This is a genomic window from Acetitomaculum ruminis DSM 5522, assembly GCF_900112085.1.
Taxonomy (GTDB): Bacteria; Bacillota; Clostridia; order Lachnospirales; family Lachnospiraceae; genus Acetitomaculum; species Acetitomaculum ruminis.
In genome coordinates this window covers 170,100-186,245 of record NZ_FOJY01000001.1, presented here as the reverse complement: position 1 = coordinate 186,245, position 16,146 = coordinate 170,100, and the positions used below count along the sequence as shown (strand labels likewise).

The 16,146-nt window shown below is 33.3% G+C and carries 14 protein-coding genes and 1 other annotated feature (1 of these 15 cut by a window edge); all 14 genes read right to left on the bottom strand.

Annotated features, from left to right (window positions below; genetic code table 11):
- Positions 1 to 15: 15 nt before the first annotated feature.
- Positions 16 to 1,680 (bottom strand): putative polysaccharide biosynthesis protein, encoded by a 1,665-nt coding sequence (locus BM153_RS00770; protein ID WP_092869868.1) that lies wholly within the window; start codon positions 1,678 to 1,680, stop codon positions 16 to 18.
- 37 nt (positions 1,681 to 1,717) lie between these two features.
- Positions 1,718 to 2,806, bottom strand: coding sequence for a DUF3048 domain-containing protein (locus BM153_RS00765; protein ID WP_092869867.1), 1,089 nt, complete (start codon positions 2,804 to 2,806; stop codon positions 1,718 to 1,720).
- Between the two features lie 79 nt (positions 2,807 to 2,885).
- Positions 2,886 to 3,383, bottom strand: a complete 498-nt coding sequence (gene ybeY, locus BM153_RS00760; protein WP_092869866.1) for an rRNA maturation RNase YbeY — start codon at positions 3,381 to 3,383, stop codon at positions 2,886 to 2,888.
- The gene (locus BM153_RS00755) at positions 3,380 to 4,567 is read right to left on the bottom strand and encodes a hypothetical protein (RefSeq protein ID WP_092869865.1); all 1,188 of its coding nucleotides are present in this window, start codon (positions 4,565 to 4,567) and stop codon (positions 3,380 to 3,382) included. Before BM153_RS00755 ends, ybeY begins: the two co-directional genes overlap by 4 nt.
- Before the next feature lie 14 nt (positions 4,568 to 4,581).
- Positions 4,582 to 5,547, bottom strand: coding sequence for a PhoH family protein (locus BM153_RS00750; RefSeq protein ID WP_092869864.1), 966 nt, complete (start codon positions 5,545 to 5,547; stop codon positions 4,582 to 4,584).
- 106 nt (positions 5,548 to 5,653) lie between these two features.
- On the bottom strand, positions 5,654 to 6,025 hold the full coding sequence (locus BM153_RS00745; RefSeq protein ID WP_092869863.1) for a hypothetical protein: 372 nt from the start codon (positions 6,023 to 6,025) through the stop codon (positions 5,654 to 5,656).
- Positions 6,026 to 6,036: 11 nt separating this feature from the next.
- Positions 6,037 to 6,984 (bottom strand): acyltransferase domain-containing protein, encoded by a 948-nt coding sequence (locus BM153_RS00740; RefSeq protein ID WP_092869862.1) that lies wholly within the window; start codon positions 6,982 to 6,984, stop codon positions 6,037 to 6,039.
- A gap of 21 nt (positions 6,985 to 7,005) precedes the next feature.
- Positions 7,006 to 8,061, bottom strand: coding sequence for a tRNA preQ1(34) S-adenosylmethionine ribosyltransferase-isomerase QueA (gene queA, locus BM153_RS00735; protein ID WP_092869954.1), 1,056 nt, complete (start codon positions 8,059 to 8,061; stop codon positions 7,006 to 7,008).
- Positions 8,062 to 8,288: 227 nt separating this feature from the next.
- Positions 8,289 to 9,368, bottom strand: coding sequence for a hypothetical protein (locus tag BM153_RS00730; protein ID WP_092869861.1), 1,080 nt, complete (start codon positions 9,366 to 9,368; stop codon positions 8,289 to 8,291).
- Between the two features lie 161 nt (positions 9,369 to 9,529).
- Positions 9,530 to 10,324 carry an ABC transporter ATP-binding protein gene (locus BM153_RS00725; protein ID WP_092869860.1) on the bottom strand — a complete coding sequence of 265 codons (795 nt, stop codon included), beginning with the start codon at positions 10,322 to 10,324 and terminating at the stop codon, positions 9,530 to 9,532.
- Positions 10,317 to 11,216, bottom strand: a complete 900-nt coding sequence (locus BM153_RS00720; protein ID WP_092869953.1) for an ABC transporter permease — start codon at positions 11,214 to 11,216, stop codon at positions 10,317 to 10,319. Before BM153_RS00720 ends, BM153_RS00725 begins: the two co-directional genes overlap by 8 nt.
- A gap of 76 nt (positions 11,217 to 11,292) precedes the next feature.
- Positions 11,293 to 12,315: an ABC transporter substrate-binding protein gene (locus tag BM153_RS00715; RefSeq protein WP_092869859.1), complete on the bottom strand. Its 1,023-nt coding sequence runs from the start codon at positions 12,313 to 12,315 to the stop codon at positions 11,293 to 11,295.
- A 171-nt stretch (positions 12,316 to 12,486) separates the two neighbouring features.
- The gene (gene pheT, locus BM153_RS00710) at positions 12,487 to 14,910 is read right to left on the bottom strand and encodes a phenylalanine--tRNA ligase subunit beta (RefSeq protein ID WP_092869858.1); all 2,424 of its coding nucleotides are present in this window, start codon (positions 14,908 to 14,910) and stop codon (positions 12,487 to 12,489) included.
- 49 nt (positions 14,911 to 14,959) lie between these two features.
- The gene (locus BM153_RS00705) at positions 14,960 to 15,979 is read right to left on the bottom strand and encodes a phenylalanine--tRNA ligase subunit alpha (RefSeq protein WP_092869857.1); all 1,020 of its coding nucleotides are present in this window, start codon (positions 15,977 to 15,979) and stop codon (positions 14,960 to 14,962) included.
- Between the two features lie 87 nt (positions 15,980 to 16,066).
- Positions 16,067 to 16,146, bottom strand: a binding site (T-box leader) (it continues 156 nt past the right edge of the window).

Here is a 16,146-nt window from a genome sequence, read left to right as displayed (position 1 = left end):
CTTATTTCTCCTGTACTAATCAGTTAGTAAATGAAACTTTGTTGCAAGCTTGACTATGGTTCTTCCCTTTGGAATATCTAACAGTTCTTCCCTTGTAAAGCCCTTAAGTTTTAAGAGGCATACCGCATAAACAACCATTGCTACAAAAATAGCAACAATTGTTGCGATAATATTTACCTTAATAACCATATATATACCTTTATACACAAAGAAAGTAATAATACCCATAATCAGGGATGAAATTCCGGGTATTATGAAAGTCTTTTTTATTTCCTGTCTATATCTTGTTGCCCTTTTAACTTCAATTGAGTTAAGAAGACACATAACAAAGGAAAATATAATCATTGAAAGTATCACCGAATAAATATCAAATTTAAATATAAACAAGAAAATGCACAAAAATATAACATGACACAAAAGTGCTATAGCAGCATTTCTGACGGGAACCATCATTTTATTTATGCCTTGTAAAATTCCGTTGGTAACTGTTGAAAGTGAATAAAATACAATAGATACAGCTCCCATTTGAAGCATTATAGCCGGTAATGGCCTGCTTTCATCAAATAATAGTCTTAAAAGTGGTGAAGCCAATACACCCATTCCAACTGCACATGGCAAAGCCACTACCATTATAAACCTGATAGAAACCCCAATTTTTTGTTTTACAAGTTGTTTATCGTCCAAATTGACCGCGGCAGTAAGACTTGGAATAACAGAAGATGACAAAGCGGAGGCAATTGTTATGGGAACAGTGGTTAAAACCATGTATTTTCCATTATAAATTCCCCAGTTTGAACTTATATGTTCTTCTGCCTCACCTAGTGCATACATAATTGATTTATAAATAGGCTGATCAAGAAAATCATTAATATTATATATCGTAGTACTCATAATTACAGGGACTACGGTTAATAAAATCATTTTATAGATGCTTGAATATGAATCTAATCGACTGCTTTGTCTTCTTTTTCTGCTAACCCTTAAATTTTTTGAAAAAACAAATAAAAGGAAAAATAAGAAAACAATTGAAGCCAAAGCACCCATTGATGTACCCAAAGTGCTTCCTGCAGCCCCAAAAGCAGCACGATATTGCTCCTTATTTCCCAAAACCGTACCAATTTTAAGCCCGTATGCAGACAAATATATCGCAGCAATAATACTTATGGCAGCATTTACCAACTGTTCAATGATTTGAGATGTTGCAGTTGGTATCATAGTACCCTGACCTTGAAAATAGCCTCTTATAACCCCGGCAACAGCCACAATTAAAAGAGTAGGTGCAAGTACTTTTAAAGCATAATAACTCATTGGAGTTTTCATTATATTATTCGTTAAAAAATCTGCTCCAAAAAAACATATGCATGCTACTATACTTCCTGTGACAAAAGAAAAAATAAGTGCAGCCTTAAATATTCTTACTGAATTTTTTATTTCTTTTTTAGCCACACTTGCTGAAACAAGTTTTGAAACAGCAAGTGGTAAACTGTAGGAAGATATGAGAAGAAATATATTATAAAGGGAAAATGCCGCAGAATAATAATCATTTCCTGTATCTCCCAGTATTCTAGTTAATACTACTCTATAAACCAGTCCAATAAGACGGCTAAGAATAGAAGCTACTGCAAGGATTGAGCCCTGCACTAAAAACGCGTTGGCACGGTTTTTGGAATTAGTTGACATAGTAAATTAACACCTCAGATTTTTTCCATTTTCTCCATTAGGAAGCAGCAGCTGCAATTTCAACTCTGCTTAAAGCGTCTTTATCTATAATGCAAACCCATGTCTTTCCCTGGTTTAACTGAATTTCTTCACCATCTTCATTATAATAATGGGTTACACCATATTCGCTGTCTTTTTTCCATGTAATATCAATGGCTTTTCCGTCTGTAATATACTTTCCTGCTCCGCCAGAAGTTGTATCAATATTGAGATACTGTGTATTATCATAGTAGGAAATACCACTGTACTGGAAAAGAATGTTTTTAACTTTTAATTGTTCATTAGTTCTTTCATCAATCTGCTTATCATCAAACTGATATCTGTAATAAAGACCTTCATCTGCATTGTATTCAAAATACGGAAAATTATTTACATAACCAGGTTTAACAATTACGGCATCCTCGCCATTTGTCAATTCAATGTCTTTTTCATCATCTTTATTAAATAAATAATGTCCTTCATAATCCTTACTAAATGAACGATCATAATTTTTGTAATCAATACCAGCAAGAATACTAGCCCCACTTGCATATGTATTATGAGGCGCAACTCTGTCAGTTGTTTTAAAGAATACAGTAGAAGCTTCAGCTTTTAAACTATCCAAATCATTTACAAAGTCCTGTCCCAGTAAATCCAAGGCAAATTTTGCCTGACCGCAGTGAACATAAATAGCATCAAATTCAAGTGCATAATACAGATAATACGTTCTACAGCTTCTGATAGAACCAATTTTATCGAGACCTTCATAATCTTCAAATATACCCATGAGTCTTGTAATACCACCTTCTACAGGTGCTTCATAAACTACTCCGGCATTGGCAATTCCACTTTGTGGACATCCTTGCTTAATGTTATTTAACATAACTGCAACAGGTCTTGTTTCCATGAGCTTTTCATCAACCCATTCACCTGTAAGATAACTTCTGGCCATGCCCTCTTTGGTTTCTTCCACTTTTACCGGCTCTTCTTCTACTTTTTCAACTTTCTTTGTTGAAGTTACTTTTTCTTTCTCCTCATTTTTGCCACAACCAAAGAGCATGCTCGCACCTAAAGCTGTAACACACATAAGCATTAATAGTTTTCTCATTTCATAATCCTCCTGTAAATAATTGTGTCAAACACCTTCATACTATAAATGACACTTTTTGCCTTTAAAGCATATAAAATTATCTTGTGATTCCAAGCTGTTCAAGAATATCAGCCTGTTTTTTTTCCATGATGGAAGCCTCACTTTCTTCCATATGGTCATATCCAAATAGGTGCAGCATGCTATGACAAACCAGAAAAGCAAATTCCCTTTTTATAGAATGTCCATAATTTTCAGCCTGCTCATACACCTTGGGTATCGAAATAATAATATCACCAAGGACTAACTCCCCAGTTTCAGGATTAAAATAATCATCCGTGTAATCCTCAAGTTTTGAGAAATCCGACGGAAACTCATAATCCACCATTGGAAATGATAATACATCTGTTGCCCTGTCTATATTTCTGTATTCTTTGTTAATAACTCTTATTCCCTCATCATCAGTCAAAATAAGATTTATCTCAGATTCATAAGGACAATTTTCATAATCCAGGGCCTTTTCTATTACAAGTTTTGCAATATCTTCATAATCTATTTCCAGATCCAAATCTACTTCTTTTTCTATGCTTAGACTCATAATAACTCACTTTCATTGGCAAAATACTCTTTTAAAGCAAGATAAGTAGGCATACTCATATTGCAATTATCCAACAACCCTTTTGAAAGAACTTTATTAAATACCTGCTGAATAACTATTTCCCTGCTCATACTCATCTTTCCGAATTTTGTTTCACTGTTCTTCATTTCATCAATACATGAATTTGCAAGTAAAATAACTGCTCCCTCCATGGTTTCAGGTGAATATTCTCCATCCGCTACCTGAAAAATCGCTTCTGTAAGTTTTTCACCTATTTTATGACTTCTGGCTACTTTTACATTATTTTCCGCCAAATTAGTTTCGCCTTCTAAAATTCCTATTCTGGAATAGTAACCTACTGCCTTGCAAAATCTTACATCCAAGTTAAACTTTTTTGCTACTTTTTCTCCAAAATCCCCCGCTTTCACACACATTTCATATTCATAACCATATAAATCCCTGAACTTTTCAAGAATCTCAGATTTCGGAGATAATATTCTTTCATAATAACGGTTTAAGTATATCTCATCATATTTTTGTACAAAAAACACTGCCAAAAATTCAAATGCTAATATTATAAATAAATTAAAAATCAAATACTCTCCCACATTTTTAAAAACATCATCTTCATTGTAAACATTAATAAGAAATATTATGGAAAAATGTGTTAGAACTATCCCCGACAAAGACATAACCCATTCGCCTGCACTCTTAAAGGTATTAATAAGGGTACAGCAAACAACGGCTGACAGGATATAAAAAAACAGGTAAATATTATCAAATCCCGTAAGTACATAATAAAAACCAAGTACTAAAAGATTTATCAAAACACCACAATTCACGTTTATTACTGCTGTATATGCAATTCCGATAATAGCTAAAGGTGCTAAAAACGGCCTAAAATATATAAAAATGCACAAGCACAACACTGTAAAAACATCTACAGCAAAAATTATCCGTATTTTGACAAGTCTTTCATCTATATAATATTTCTCATTACTGTCTGATATTGCAAATATTAAAATACAAGAGGTCACAATAAGTATAAAACCAGCAATTATTATCCCCTTAACGATTCCGGTAGACCTATTGTAACTTATAAAAAAAGCCAGCATAATATTCAGCAGATATATACCGGCTATATAAAACCGCCATTTTAAATAAAATGTCTTTTCTGCCTCCATAACACCCTCCAAAGCTATTTTTTCTGGAGCTTCTCGTAATTTTCATAGGCTTTTACTATTTTTTGAACCAAAGGATGTCTAACAACATCTTTAGATGACAATTTACAAAAACTGATACCATCTATTTTTTTTAATACTCTTTCTGCTATTTCAAGTCCTGATTTGGTTCCAGGTGCAAGGTCTTTTTGCGTTGAATCTCCGGTAATTACTACCTTCGAACCAAAACCTATTCTGGTTAGAAACATCTTCATCTGAGAAGGTGTAGTATTTTGAGCTTCATCTAAAATAATAAAAGAATTATCTAAGGTTCTTCCTCTCATATAAGCCAAAGGAGCCACTTCTATAAGACCTCTTTCCGAATTTCTAATAAAACTGTCTGCACCCATAATTTCATATAAGGCATCATATAAAGGTCTTAAATATGGATCAATCTTACTTTGGAGGTCACCCGGTAAAAATCCAAGCTTCTCTCCTGCTTCAATGGCCGGTCTTGTAAGAATAATACGACTGACTTCGTCTTTTTTAAAAGCTGTGATAGCCATAGCCATCGCAAGATAGGTCTTTCCGGTTCCGGCAGGTCCTATTCCAAAAGTTATCATATTATCTCTAATGGCATCAACATAAGTTTTTTGTCCCAAAGTCTTTGGCTTAATGGGTTTTCCTGCTAAGGTATGGCAAATAAGATCTTTATCAATTTCAACTATTGCATTCTCATTATCATCCATGGAAAGAGCAATGGCATAATCAACATTCTGCTCGTTAATGATATTTCCCCTTAAAGCAAGCTCAGAAAGTCTTTCAATTATCCTTGAAGCCTTTTCTACAAGATTAGCTTCACCCATTATCTTTACGCCTTCATCACGAATAACAATATTTACATTTAAACTTCTTTCTATTTTACGAATATTGCTGTCAAGTTCACCAAAAACATTTTTTAATAAATCCTCACGGATATTAATGGTCTTTTCACTCATTGCCATTAAGCGTTAAACTCCTTTTATTTTAATCCTGCCTTTTGTGGGCATTCCTTGTATATTATGAACTATATGAACATATTTGTCAAAAATTTGTAATTTTTATAAAAAATTACCTGGAAAAGTTTGCTTCAGGGGCAAGTTCATTAAACCAGTCCAATAATTCTGCAAAATCATCAGGATATGCATTTATACCTTTTTTCAAATATTCCACGCCATTCTTTTTTTTATATTTTAATTGCCATTTTGTCCTCTTTAATACAAAATGTTCGTAGTTGTTAAGCCATTTATCAACATTTAAATTATTAAATGATTTTAAAATATTTTCTGTTCTTGGACCGGCTGAAATGGTTTTAGTATTTGTTAAAACCCCTTTTTTGGAATGTTCAACCGTATACATAATATTAAATTCATAAACTCTGACATTTATGCTCATATATCCATCATTATCATTTCCAATGAAAAAGTCAATCTTATCTAACATAAAATCCTCCTTTAACAAAATTCCTTTTGATAAATATTCAATATATCTTCTAATCTTTTTAAACTGCTTCCAGCAATTTTACAGATACCTTTAATGCGTGTATCTCTTCCCAGTATATCTTTTACAAACACTTCCATCATGGAATTCGGACTTAAATCCAATATCAAATCACTTTTTTCAATATTATTTTCTATAATTTGGGGTAAATTCATTGGATTTCTAATTATATTCCAGATGTCCTCCCTTTTATATTCTAAAGTTTGACACTCTTTTGAGCAAGATAATATTGGTATATTACCGGGCTTTAGTGACAATTTTTTAGAAATCTTATCTGTAAATTGTTCCTTCATGGAGTCAATGTAACTTGAATGAAAAGGGAAATGAACATTGGTTTCAAAAATCATCATCTTATTGTTTGTTATAAATTCTTTTACTTTTTTCTCATTAGAGTTTAGAGTCGCTAAAATCAGAATTTTACTACAATTATTTGCAACAATTTCTGCATCTATTTCATCTTCTAATTTAAGAAAATCTCTTTTTTTTAGGAAAACAGATATTAGTTCACCTTTAATATGACTATTCTTTATAAGTCTTGCCTGTTCAATCACAGACAAAAAGCCTTCTTCTTTTGAAATAATCCCGGATGCAGCCATAGAAGAAAACTCTCCCAGACTTGAACCCAGTAATAAATCCGGATAAATCTTTTTAGAAAGGCAACTAAACAAGGCGTATTCTACGGCAAATATACCCGGATGGGTAAATGTTATATCATCCAAAGGTTTCTTGTTTTCTTTTTTAAAGATTTCATTTAATAATGAAAACCCCATCTCTTTTTGATAAATATCCTCAAATTCATCCATTATTCTTTTGAAATCTTCATATTCATTATATAATTCAAGTCCCATCTGATAGACAGCACTACCCTGACCTCCAAATAAAAAAACATTTTTACCTGCCATAAAATACCTCTTCTTTATTTTCTAATTGTCTAATTTCTTTTCTGACATGTCATTTGTAATAAACATTGCATCACCAAAAGAGAAAAACCTGTATTTTTCTTTAACGGCCTCACCATATGCCTTTAAAACCTGTTCTCTTCCTGCTAATGCTGATACTAGCATAACTAATGTAGATTTAGGAAGATGGAAATTAGTAATAAGACAATCTATAATCTTAAAATTATATCCTGGATAAATAAAAATATCTGTCCAGCCGCTTTTTTCCGTTAAAAAGCCATTTTCATCGGCAGCAGATTCCAAGGTTCTTGTACTGGTTGTTCCTACAGCGATTATTCTGCCACCATTTCTTTTTGCCTTATTAATTTTATCTGCTTCAGACTGATTGATTTGATAAAACTCTGAATGCATATGATGTTCTAATACATTATCAACTTTTACAGGTCTGAATGTACCAAGTCCTACATGGAGTGTAACCTCCGCAACTTCTACGCCCATATTTTTAATTTTTTCAATCAATTCCTTTGTGAAATGAAGTCCGGCTGTAGGAGCGGCTGCTGAACCATCATATTTTGCATATACAGTCTGGTATCTGTTTTTATCTTTAAGCTTATGGGTAATATAAGGTGGAAGCGGCATTTGTCCCAGTTTATCAAGAATTTCTTCAAAAATACCGTCATATTCAAACTTTATTATTCTGTTTCCTTCTTCAATTATATCAACTATTTCACCTTTTAAGCTACCGTCTCCAAATACTATTTTGGTACCGATTTTTGCCTTTTTTCCAGGTTTAACAAGTGTTTCCCAGCAATCATTTTCTCCTCTTTTTAAAAGCAAAAATTCAAGATGAGCACCACTGCCTTCTTTGACTCCGAAAATCCTTGCCGGAATGACCTTTGTATTATTTATAACAAGACAGTCACCTGCCTTTAAATAATTACATATATCATAAAAATGCCTATGAGCAATTTCGCCATTATCTTTACTTAATACCATGAGTCTGCTTGAAGAACGATCCTCAAGGGGATCCTGTGCTATCAATTCTTCCGGCAATTCATAATCAAAATCTTTTACTTCCATTTCCTTTCCTTTCTTTTCTATTACAAAACTTCTAATACAGATTATTTTCATCCACATTTTCAAATTCATCGAAAGCTTTTTTAGTACAACTTTCTATACTAAGATAATTAATTATAATTGTCAATTATTACTAATATTAAAAATTTCTTATTTTTAAAAAAGGCATTAAAATACCCCCTTGAATTAACAAGGGGGCAAAACTCATTTTGGAAACAAGCCTAAAGTGATTAGTAATCCACTCTCATTTTATATAATCCTGTAGTTGAAGAAGATGCTCTTCTTACTCTGATGTAGTATGTACCTTTCTTTACAGAAGAATATTTATAGGCATAATCTAAACTATCACCATATATTGTTCTGTCATAGGTAACTGCATCTCCATTAGAATTATATATTGTAAAGATAAGCTTTCCTGAAAAATCTCCATCAAATTTAAATTTGATAGTATTCTTTGATGTTGAAAATTTATACCAGTCGGTTTCTTTATTACCTAAAATGAAAGTACCATTTGTATATTTTCCTGATTTTACAGATTTAGCCTGTGAAAATTTACTTCCACAATTACTCTTAACAGATTTATTTACACATGCTATTTTAACAGGTGATGATGCTTTTACTCTTAAGTAATAAGTTACACCTTTTTTAACGCCATATGTTGCTGATCTGTCATATGAATATTTACCGGTTGTTGATGAATAATCTTCATCTGTTATACGTATTTTCTTTGCATTTGTTAACGCAGTATACATATAAGCACTATCACTACCATCAATTGATTTTGCAGTAAATGTAACTACTCCTGTTGTACTAGCTTTAAATTTATAATAGAAATATTGATTTCTATCCTGGGAGTAGTTTGTAATTGTTTTTTTGTTACTTATAGATCCTGTTGAAAAAACATACCCAATACTTGCATATCCCTGATTAAATGAGCTTACTTTAAATTTAAAATAGTAAGTACCCTTTTTAACAGCATACTGAAGTTTTCCACCATAAGTATTTGAAATATTATGACTATAGGTACTTAAAGCAACACCTTTTGAATTACAAAGGTTTCCGTAAAAACTGGCGTTTGAGCATCCACTAAAAGTTGCTATACCTGCTTTTTTAACAGTTATCTTATATTTGTATTCATTTTTATAATTTTCATTCTGATAATAACTGTTATAATCAATAACATTTACTCTTTTTCCTGATGTTAAACTACCTTTGTTAACGGTTTTTGCATTTGATGTAATTGATAAAGCGGCAAATAAGCCAAATACAGCTACCAATACTAATAATGTTTTCTTTAACGTTTTTTTCATTTTCTCTTTTTCTCCTAAAAATATATTTAGCGATTAATATATAAATCATAATCACTATGTTTGGATTTAAATTACAAGCAAGAACTCTGAAACGGATATGTTCCATGATAAACATCAGATAAGTTAATCAAATCCGATAAAGTAATCTAAATCTCAATTCATTACGACAATAAAGCTCTGTCACTAGTAAATTCTTCTCCGCTGGCTATAGCAAATTTTTCTAATAAATCATCTACAGTCAGTTTCTTTTTCTCCTCGCCTGATATATCAAGTATTACCTTACCTGAATTTAACATGATAAGCCTGTTTCCATTTGCAATAGCGTCATGCATATTATGAGTTATCATAAGAGTTGTAAGATGATCTTTTTCCACCATCATATTTGTAGTTTGTAATACTTTTTCAGCAGTTTTAGGGTCTAAAGCAGCTGTGTGCTCATCTAAAAGCAACAACCTGGGTTTTTGAAGAGTAGCCATCAACAAGGTAACGGCCTGTCTTTGACCGCCTGATAAAAGACCTACTTTAGAGGTTATTCTATCCTCCAGACCTAAATCAAGAACTTTTAAGAGTTCTTTGTATTTTTCTCTTTCTTTTCTTGTTATACCGCTTCTTAAGCCTCTAGGTTTACCCCTTCTTGAAGCCAAAGCAAGATTTTCATCTATTCCAAGAGTAGCAGCTGTTCCCATCATGGGATCCTGAAATACTCTTCCCAGAAATCTTGCTCTTTTATGTTCAGGCATTTTTGTGACATCTGCATTGTCGATTTCTATTTTACCAGAATCTACCTCCCATACGCCAGCAATTGCGTTTAATAATGTAGACTTTCCAGCGCCATTACCACCAATAACTGTAACAAAATCCCCTTCATTTAACTGTAAAGACAGTCCATTTAAAGCGGTTTTTTCATTTATTGTTCCAATATTAAATGTTTTATGAATATTACTTACCTTAAGCATCTGCTACTCCCTTCTTAGTGATTGTTTTCTTAAAGTACTTCTTTTTCCAATATGGAAAGGCAAGAAATACCGCCACTACTAAAGAAGACAGAAGTTTTAAAAGGTCTGTGTCAAATCCTCTCCAGATTACAACCTGTAATACCACATAGTAAATAATGGCACCAAGCCCCACTGCAAACAGCTTTAAGGCGAAGTTATGGAAAATTCTGTCAAATATTACACCTCCTATTATAACAGCTGCCAGCCCAATTACAATAGCCCCTCTTCCAGAATTCACATCAGCAAATCCCTGGTACTGTGCATATAAAGCACTAGCTAAGCCTACTAAACCATTAGATATCATTAATCCAAGTATGGTATTTAACTTAGTATTTATTCCCTGTGCTCTACTCATTTCCGGGTTACACCCTGTAGCCCGGATGGAGCATCCTCTTTCTGTCCCAAAAAACCAATATAAAATTGCAATTATTGCAATAATTAAAACAGAAACAACAAAAATTGTATTTTTTATGAAAGGAACATCTTTTATATATCTAAGAGATACCAGTAGGTCATAATTGTCTACACTTAAGGCCTGATTTGCTTTTCCTAATATTTTTAAATTGATAGAATACAGACCTAACTGAGTAAGAATACTTGCTAAAAGGACAGGTATTCCCATGAATGTATTAAATATTCCGGTTACAAAACCGGCAAGCATGCCTGCAATTACAGCTAGAGCCATAGCTACCCAGATGTTTTGTCCATTCATTACAGCTACTACACAAACAGCTCCACCAAGACTCATGGTGCCGTCTACAGTCAAATCTGCAACATCTAGTATCTTAAATGTAAGATAGACACCTATTGCCATAATACCCCAAATAAGTCCCTGGGCTATGGCTCCAGGCATTGCATTTATTAAAGTTGCCAAAGTTAATCCTCCAATTCATCCAAATCATATATTAAAGCGAAGGCTTATTTTATGTCTATTCTGACATATCTAAAGCTTTATACTCATCAGGAATATCTATTCCAAGAGTTTTTGCAATGTCAGGATTGTATTCTTTTGTTACTTCTGATGCAGTTTGAACTTCCATTTTTGATACATCTTCATTGTTTTCCAATACATCATAAGCCATTATACCTGTTTGATAACCAAGGTCATAATAACTGATTGAAAGTGTCGCTATACCACATCCTTTGCAAATACCCTCTTCTCCGGCAATGATAGGAACTTTTGCTTCCTGAGCAATATTGTTAATTACCTGTGTATTTGAAGCTGCTGTGTTATCTGTTGGTATGTAAATAACATCTGAACTGTCTACTGCATTTTTTGCTACTGTAGCTATGTCATTTGAATCTGTGAAAGAATATGGCTGACACTTATATCCTAAATCTTCCAGCTCTTTTGTAATTACTTCTACCTGATATTCAGAATTTGCTTCTGCTGAACAATATAAAAGTCCTACATTTTTTGCATCCGGAAATAATTCTTTTAACATTTGTGCCTGATCTGATAAAGGTGCAAGGTCACTTGTTCCTGAAATATTTTTTCCGGTAACACCTTTCCAGTCCTTAATATCAAGGGCTGTTGCATAATCTGTAATACTGGTTCCAAGAATTGGTATATCAGATGTAGCTGCTGCAGCAGTCTGAAGTGGTGCTGTTGCATTTGCTAAAATCAAATCAACTCCGTCAGATACAAAAGAGTTGACAATTGTTGAACATGTTGCGGAATCACCCTGAGCATTTTGTTCATCAAAGGTAACTCGGTCACCAAGTTTTTCTTTTAAGGCATCTTCAAATCCCTTTGTTGCAGCATCTAATGCTTCATGCTGAACCAACTGACAAATACCAATTTTATAAGTATTTTCAGAAGCATCATCATCTTTAGCTGTTTCTTTATTACTTGTTGCCTTATCTTTTGAATCTGATGATGAGCTTGTACAAGCTACTAACGAAAGTGCCATAGTTACACATAAGGTTAATAATAATAATTTTTTCTTCATTTGTTTACTCCTTCCTTTTTTACCATTGTGTTATTTTTATGTTTTATTGATACAACGTTTTAAATTGTTATTAGTGTATAACTTTAAACCGTCAAATCGTCAAGGTTAAAATAGTCAGGACTCCTTAACAAATTCTTTTATTAAAAAGTCCCTTACGACTATAAATTTTTATTATTTTCTTAATTCAATATTTTTTTCTTCCAATGAAGTGATAATTTTTTTCATTGCCGGAGCGATATCATCGTCTTTAAGAGTATTTTCAGATGACCTGAAAGTCAAAGTATAAGCAAGTGATTTAAAACCTGCCTTAATCTGTGCTCCCTCATATATATCAAATAATGCGTATGATTCTAACATCTTTCCGCCTTTTGATTCAATAATATCTTCTATTTCTCCTGCATAGATTTCCTTTGGAACTACAAGACTTATATCTCTTGTAACAGCAGGATATTTTGGTACGCCCACATATTTAACATCAAAATCAACAAATTCTTCAATTGTTTTAAGGTCAATTACAGCAACATAGGCTCTGTCTTTTATTTCATAATTTGAAAGAACCTTTGGATGTACTTCTCCTATAAAACCAAGGTTTTTACCGTTATACTGAATAGCTGCTTTTCTACCAGGATGAAGGAACGGAAGGTCGGCATCCGGCAAATATATGGTCTTTTTCTTTAAACCTAAGGTATGGAAAAATTCTTCTACAACCGATTTCATCACAAAGAAATCACCCTGTCCATACATACCTAAAGTAAATTGCATTCTTTCATCAGGAAGATTTTTTACAAGTGGAAGTTTATCTGCTATATATATATTTCCAAGCTCGTAAAGTCTTACATTTTCATTTCTTCTGTTATAGTTTAAGGAAAGTGAATTAAGCATTCCATTTAAAGAAATCGTTCTCATAATGGAAAAATCCTCTCCTAAAGGATTGGAAATCACTATTGCTTTTCTATAATCTGAATCCTCAGGAATAAGCAGTTTATCAAAAACTTTTGGACTTTCAAAAGAATAGGTCATTCCCTGGGAGAATCCGTTTATACGTGCTACCTTTCCAGCTATTTTTTTAACTTTCTGATATAAAGGAACAGCTTCGCTCATAGCTGAATTTCCAGGTATTGATGATGGAATATTTGCATATCCGAAAAATCTTGCTACTTCCTCTGCTATATCTGCCTGACATAAAAGATCCTGTCTCCAGGATGGAACTATTACTTCGCTTGTATTTTCGTCAAAACCTAATTCGAGTTTATCAAAGTAAGAAAGCATTGTTTCTTTTGAAATATCTGTTCCAAGAAGTTTATTAATCTTATCTGCGTCAAATTTTACTCTGTTTCCCTCTTTTTTATCAGGGTAAACATCTACAACTCCACCAATTACTTCTCCTGCTCCTAATTCTTCTATTAACTGGCAGGCACGATTAATAGCTAAAATAGCTAAATTCGGGTCAAGGCCTTTCTCAAATTTTGATGATGCATCTGTTCTTAATCCGACTTTTTTACTGGAAAGCCTGATATTTGTACCGTCAAAACAAGCTGCTTCAAAAAGCATTTCCTTAACATCATCTGTAATCATTGAATTTTCTCCACCCATGATTCCAGCAATACCAACCGGTTTTTTACCATCGCAAATCATAAGCACAGTATCATCTAGTTTTCTTTCCTGTCCATCAAGAGTTGTAAATGTATCACCATTTTCGGCTCTTTTTACGATTATCTGTCTATCTTCAATGGTATTGAGGTCATAGGCATGCATTGGCTGACCAAACTCCTCCATTACATAGTTTGTAATGTCTACAATATTATTAATAGGTCTTATACCCTGGGCAGCCAGTCTTCTTTGCATCCATACAGGTGACGGAGCAATTTTTATATTTTTAACTACTCTTGCTGTATATCTTCTGCATAAATCCTTATCCTGAATTTGAACCTTAATGTAGTCATTTACATCTTCGCTGTTTCCTGTTTCTTTAACTACCGGTGCTTTTAATTCTTTATTGAATGTGGCAGCTGCCTCTCTGGCAATTCCTATTACGCTAAAACAGTCTACCCTGTTTGATGTTATTTCATATTCTACTATAGTATCATCAAGTCCCAAATATTTAGGAGCACTATCACCTATAGGAGCATCCTCTGGTAAAATATATAAACCATCTTCACAAGCATCAGGATACATATCTGTAGTGGAACCCAATTCCTGTATGGAACACATCATTCCATTGGATTCAACTCCTCTTAATTTACCCTTTTTAATCTTTACTCCACCAGGTGTAATCTTTCCATCATGTCCTCCGGCAACTCTTCCGCCGTCTAAAACAACAGGAACTATACATCCTTCTACTACATTTGGAGCACCTGTTACGATTTGTATTGCTTCATCTTTTCCTATGTCAACCTGACATATAACAAGCTTGTCCGCATCAGGATGCTTTTCGATTTTTAATACTTTTCCTATAACTATATTTTCAAGATCTTCATCTAAATTTTTAAACCCTTCAACTTTTGAACCCGAAAGTGTCATGGCATCTACATAATCCTTTGGAGTAGCCTCTAATCCGGGAACAAGATCTTTTATCCATTTATATGATGTAATCATCTACTTATTTATCCTCCTTGCAAATCTCATAAGATATAGTCTTAAATAATTAAAACTGATTTAAAAATCTTATATCATTTTCATATAAAAGTCTCATATCATCAATTTCATATTTTAAAAGTGTAATTCTCTCAAGACCTACACCAAAGGCAAATCCTGAATATTCCTCAGGATCAATTCCACTCATCTCTAATACTCTTGGATGTACCATTCCACAACCTAAAATCTCAATCCAGCCTTCACCTTTACAGAAACGGCATCCTTTTCCTCCACATTTGAAGCAGGAAACATCAACCTCTGCACTAGGTTCTGTAAACGGAAAATGATGAGGACGAAGCTTTATTTTAGTTTCCGGTCCAAAAAGTCTTTTTGAAAACTCTAATAAAGTTCCTTTAAGATCAGCAAAGGTTATTCCTTTATCAATAACCATTCCTTCAATCTGATGGAAAGAAGGAGAATGAGTGGCATCTACTTCGTCAGATCTGAACACCCTACCAGGAGCAATCATTTTAATTGGTAACTTTCCTTTTTCCATTACTCTTACCTGAACCGGTGAAGTCTGAGTCCTTAAAAGAATATCTTTATTAATGTAGAATGTATCTTGTTCATCCTTTGCCGGATGATTGGCAGGAATATTTAAAGCTTCGAAATTGTAATAATCGTATTCTATTTCCGGACCATCACACACTTCATATCCCATGCTTCTAAAAATATCTTCCACTTCTTCTAAAACAACCTGATTTGGGTGAGCATGTCCGGTAATTGGCTTACTTGCCGGTAATGTAACATCTATGGTTTCTCTTTTAAGTCGTAACTCTAATTCTGCTTCTTCTAACGCTTTTTTTGTCTCTTCTAACTTTGTTTCAATAATACTTCTCGTTTCGTTAACCAACTGACCTATCTTTGGTCTGTCTTCTGCAGAAACATTCTTCATACCCTTTAAAACTGCTGTAAGTTCACCTTTTTTTCCAAGAAAATTTACTCTTACATCGTTAAGTTTTGAAAGCTCTTTAGATTCAGCAATCTGCTTAAAAGCTTCTTCTTTAATCTGTTCTAATTTTTCCTTCATTTAAAACCTCCGAAATTAAATTTCAAGTATATAACAGGTATTATCCTATATGCTGTTAAAAACAATGTAATAAAAAAGCTCCATCCCCAAAGGGACGAAGCTAATATCCGCGGTACCACCCAATTTCCGAATAAAATCCGGCTCTTAAAGGATTTAACGCATCCATA